This is a genomic window from Pseudomonas sp. CM25 (genome assembly GCF_013179705.1).
Classification (GTDB): domain Bacteria; phylum Pseudomonadota; class Gammaproteobacteria; order Pseudomonadales; family Pseudomonadaceae; genus Aquipseudomonas.
On the sequence record NZ_JABMCW010000393.1, the window covers coordinates 1 to 4,532 of the forward strand.

At 64.3% G+C, this 4,532-nt stretch carries 4 protein-coding genes; 3 read left to right on the forward strand and 1 reads right to left on the reverse strand.

Features of this window, described 5'->3' with window-relative positions:
• Nucleotides 1–400 precede the first annotated feature (400 nt).
• Nucleotides 401–1,153, reverse strand: coding sequence for an FKBP-type peptidyl-prolyl cis-trans isomerase (locus HP546_RS26320; RefSeq protein ID WP_172231590.1), 753 nt, complete (start codon nt 1,151–1,153; stop codon nt 401–403).
• 270 nt (nt 1,154–1,423) lie between these two features.
• Here HP546_RS26320 and HP546_RS26325 point away from each other — a divergent pair, with 270 nt between their 5' ends.
• From HP546_RS26325 to HP546_RS26335, 3 genes are all read left to right on the forward strand, one after another.
• Nucleotides 1,424–2,161 (forward strand): AraC family transcriptional regulator, encoded by a 738-nt coding sequence (locus HP546_RS26325; RefSeq protein ID WP_172231593.1) that lies wholly within the window; start codon nt 1,424–1,426, stop codon nt 2,159–2,161.
• Between the two features lie 204 nt (nt 2,162–2,365).
• Nucleotides 2,366–3,439: an SDR family oxidoreductase gene (locus tag HP546_RS26330; protein WP_172231596.1), complete on the forward strand. Its 1,074-nt coding sequence runs from the start codon at nt 2,366–2,368 to the stop codon at nt 3,437–3,439.
• Nucleotides 3,440–3,442: 3 nt separating this feature from the next.
• The coding region (locus HP546_RS26335; protein WP_172231599.1) for an aspartate aminotransferase family protein at nt 3,443–4,532 on the forward strand (1,090 nt) is incomplete at its 3' end.

A 4,532-nucleotide genomic window follows, 5' to 3' on the forward strand; every position in this document is an offset into this window, starting at 1 on the left:
GGCGTGGGCCTTTACGCGCCACGGCAAACAGCAAGGCCGGCAACCGGCCGCGGCTAAGCAGGCGCTCTGCCAACGGCAGGAAACGGGCGAAATTCCAGGGACCGCTCATGGAGCCTCCAAGAGGAAAGGTTATCCACATTTATTGTGGATAACCTTGTGAACAGGGCGAATTTTCTGACCTCAGGTGCCTGTCAGGCAAGGGTCCCGGTCAGATCGGGCGTTTTTTACACAACCGTTTCACACCGTGGTGTGTACGCCGCAAACGGTTGGCGTTACAAGCATCCTGCATCTTCAAGCTGCACTTTCTCGGACAGTATCAACAGTCGGGGGTTCGACCAACCCGCCAGGCAAAAACACAAACGCCCCGTGAGAACGGGGCGTTTGCTGAAACCAGCCAGTGTTACTTGGCAGGCTCTTCGGCAGGGGCTTGCGCCTCCGGCTCGGCGCCTTGCAGCTGGGCCGGATCCTTGATGGCGATCAGTTCCAGGTCGAAGACCAGCACCGAGTTGGCCGGGATCAGCGGGCTTGGGCTTTGCGCGCCGTAGGCCAGTTCAGCCGGGATGAACAGCTTGTACTTCTCGCCGACGTGCATCAGTTGCAGGCCTTCGACCCAACCCGGGATCACGCCACTGACCGGCAGGTCGATCGGGCTGCCGCGCTCGACGGAGCTGTCGAACACCTTGCCATCGGTGAGCTTGCCTTCGTAGTGGACGGTGACCACGTCGGTCGGCTTGGGCTGCGGGCCGTCGGCCTTCTTGACCACTTCGTACTGCAGGCCCGAGGCGGTGGTGACCACGCCAGGCTTCTTGGCGTTTTCCTCAAGGAACTTCTTGCCGGCCGAGGCAGCTTCTTCGCTGGCCTTGGCCAGGCGCTCCTCAGCGCGTTTCTGCAGCGAGGTGAAGGCCTCTACCAGCTCTTCATCCTTGATGCGTTGCTCTTTCTTGCTGACGGCGTCTTCGATGCCGAGCGCGACTGCTTTCGAATCAAGGTCTTCCATGCCTTCCTGAGCCAGGCTCTTGCCCATGTTCAGGCCGATTCCGTAGGAGGCTTTCTGTGCCGGAGTCTTCAGCTCGGGGCTGCTGGCCTGTTGATCACAGCCAGCCAGTACCAGGCCAACCAGGGCAACCGCAGCCGCCAAACGATGCTGTTTCATGTGATTTCCTTGTTCATGCGCCATAAGGGCAATCAGGGTAGAAGCCGCGAGCTTATCAGGCGTCCCCAACCCATGGCTACCGGCATAAGAGCAGGAAAAGCCTGATTAGTTCCACCCCTGCCAGCCCTGCCCCACAGCCCTAATTAACGCAAAAGATAGTTCGTTACGCTTTGTATCGACCAAGATATACCATAACGCTATCATCTGCCGCTTTCAGGATACTGGCCCGGGCGCGGCCAGGCTATCTAGAACGGGCTTCAGGGATGCACAATGAGATGGGATGGCGCAGTAACCTTCGGTGATTACTGGCTGGGCTACACCGGCCAGACTGACCAGACCGCTGCCCATGCCCACGTTGCCATCCAGCTGTGCATCGGCTTGAGTCTGGACATCACGGTGGAGTTCGGCGAAGAGGTGGTCACTGCCCCAGGGGTATTGATCGGCCCCTCGGTCAACCACCGTTCGCTGCCCAACCCTGGCCGGGTCGCCTTCCTCTATTTCTATCCCGACGCACCACTGGGGCGTGCGCTGAAAGCCTTGCTCGACGAGAGCGGCAAGGCTGCGGTGAGCGCCGACATCGTCGATTGCGTGCGTCAGGCCGCCAACTTCCATGATGTGGTCGCCGCTCTGGAACTCAAGCTGGTCCCCCCGGAAAGCTTCGACCCACGCCTGTCCAACGCCCTGCACCTGCTGCGCGAAGACTGGGCCGGTATCGGCGCGGTGTCGCGCGCGGCCAGCGCGGTGGGCCTGTCCAGCCCGCGCCTGCGCTTCTTCGCCACCCGCCAGATGGGCGTGCCACTGTCGCAGTGGATCATCTGGCGCAAACTCGAACGTGCCTGCCACGCCCTCGCCCACGACGCCAGCCTCAGCGATGCCGCCATGGCCGGCGGCTTTGCTGACCAGGCTCACCTCACCCGCATGATGCGGCGCATGGTCGGCATGTCGCCGAGCCGCGTTGCAGCCGTGCTGCGCAATACAAGCGATTCATTCAAGAATCAGCAGTTCTAAATCGCCATCATCCCCTCCAGCCCGCGCCACCCGGGGTCTCCACCTCCAGGCGCAGGGCCGCTTGCCGGCCGCCGCCCGTGAGATACAGGCGCACAGGTCGGCTTTTTTAATCGTTCCGATCCTTGGCCCCCTTGCGGCTGCCAGGCAGACGGGCGCCATGGCACATGCCACTTCACCCACCTAGTAAGCAAGGAGTGCTAGCCCATGTCAGGACCCTCGCGGCTGACTGTTTTTCTCACCGGCGGTGCCGGCGTGCTGGGCGATACGTTGATCGACCAGTTGGCCGAGCGTTATCACCTGGTGTGCCTGACCCGCCGTAGCAGCATCAGCCACCCCGGGGTCGAGACCCTGCGCGGTGATATCTGCCAACCGCGCCTGGGCCTGTCCAGCGCGGACTACCTGGCGCTGACCAAGCGCGTCGACTGGGTCATCCACTGCGCAGCCATCACCCGCCTGGACGGCCACGCCGAAGCCGTGTTCTCGGTCAACTACCAAGGCACCGAGCAGGTGCTGGAGTTTGTCCGCGACGCCGACGTGCCGCTGTACCACGTCAGCACCGCCTTCACCCACCCCTGTGACTACCACCCCGGGGTAATGCCCTCGACGCCATACGAAGTGGTCAAGCGCCAGGCCGAAAGCCTGGTGCGTGAGGCCGGCGTACCGGTTTCGATCTTCCGCCCGTCGATCATCATCGGCGACAGCCACAGCGGCCACATGCCGACCCTGCAGGGCTTTCACCTGACCATGGGGCTGATGATGTCAGGCTACCTGCCGATCATCCCCTGCCCGGAAGACGGACGCGTGGATGTGATCGCCCGTGATGTCGCGGCAGCCGGCATTGCCAGCGCCCTGGACCAGCGCCTGATCGGTGACGACTACTTCCTTACCAACGGCCCGCAGGCGCTGGACATTCGCACCCTGCTCGACCTGATGTGCGCGCAAATGCAAGACCAGGGCAAGCCCTTCCAGCGCCCGCGCTGCATGAACCCGGATATCTACGAACGCCTGGTGCGTCCGGTGTTCCTGCCGGCCCTTGAAGAGAACATCCGCGCCGCCCTCGGCCGGGCGACCCAGCTGTGCCGCTACGCCAGCCTGCTGCAGCCGCTGCCCAGCTCGCTGGAGCAACTGCTGCCTGCCCGCCACCTGGCCTGCCGCTCGCCACGCCAGGAACTGGCCCTGACCCTGGCGCGGCTGTCGCCCAAGCTCTCGGCCATGCAACGCATGCTGAAGATTCCGGCAGCGGCCGAGCGCCGCGCCGAACCGGTCCTGGAGGCCTGACCGATGAACAGTTTCATCCCCCTGCCCCAAGGGCTTGATGCCGAACGTGTGCGCGCGCAGTACCGCGACCACGTCAACGCCGGCTATGCGCGCCTGGCGTCGATGATGAACCTGCCCATCGAGGTGAGTGGCGAAGGTGTCTACCTGTTCGACATGGACGGCAACCGCTACCTGGATGCCGGCGGCTACGGCGTGTTCCTGCTCGGGCATTCACACCCCCAGGTGGTCGAGCGGGTGAGCCGGCAGCTGCACAGCCACCCGATGGCCAGCAAGCTCATGCTCAACCCGTTCCAGGCCCAGGCTGCTGCGGCCCTGGCAGCGGTATGCCCACCCCCGCTGCAATACGTGTTCTTCTGCAACTCCGGCACCGAAGCCACCGAGGCGGCGTTGAAGCTGGCCTGGCTCAACGGCTGCCAGCGGGTGATCTCGACCCACGGTGGCTACCACGGCAAGACGCTCGGCGCGCTGGCTGTGACCGGCAGGGCGCTGTATCGCTCACCGTTCAGCGAGCGCCTGGGTGACAGCCACTTCATACCATTCGGTGATGCCGAGGCGCTGCGCCTGCAACTGCAGGCACAGCCTGAGCGAGCCTGCGTGATCCTCGAACCGGTACAGGCCGAAGCCGGGGTGATCGTACCCCCGGCCGGCTACCTGCAGCAGGTGCGCGCGCTGTGCGACCAATACGGTGCAGTACTGATTGCCGATGAAATCCAGTCAGGCATGGGCCGGACCGGGCGCTGGTGGGCTTGCGAGCATGAGGGCGTGGTACCCGACATTCTGCTGGTCGGCAAAAGCCTTTCCGGCGGTTGCGTGCCGGTCAGCGCCATGGTCTGCACCGCCGACATGCAGGCGCCGCTGAACCGCAACCCGCTGATGCACACCTCCACCTTCGGCGCCAACCCACTGGCCATGGCCGCGGTCATGGCCACCCTCGAAGTGATGCAACGCGAGCAACTGGTGGCGCGTGCCGAGGCCCTGGGGCAACGCCTGCAACTGGGCCTGCAGACGCTACTGCGCCAGCACCCCTGCGGCAGCCAGGTGCAGCTGCGCTGCGCCGGCCTGTTGCTGGGCCTGGAGTTCGCCGATGCGGGGC

Excerpts from the sequence above, each read along its gene's own strand:
- HP546_RS26320 (WP_172231590.1), bottom strand. The coding sequence starts at position 1,153 with ATGAAACAGCATCGTTTGGCGGCTGCGGTTGCCCTGGTTGGCCTGGTA.
- HP546_RS26325 (WP_172231593.1), top strand. The coding sequence starts at position 1,424 with ATGAGATGGGATGGCGCAGTAACCTTCGGTGATTACTGGCTGGGCTAC.
- HP546_RS26330 (WP_172231596.1), top strand. The coding sequence starts at position 2,366 with ATGTCAGGACCCTCGCGGCTGACTGTTTTTCTCACCGGCGGTGCCGGC.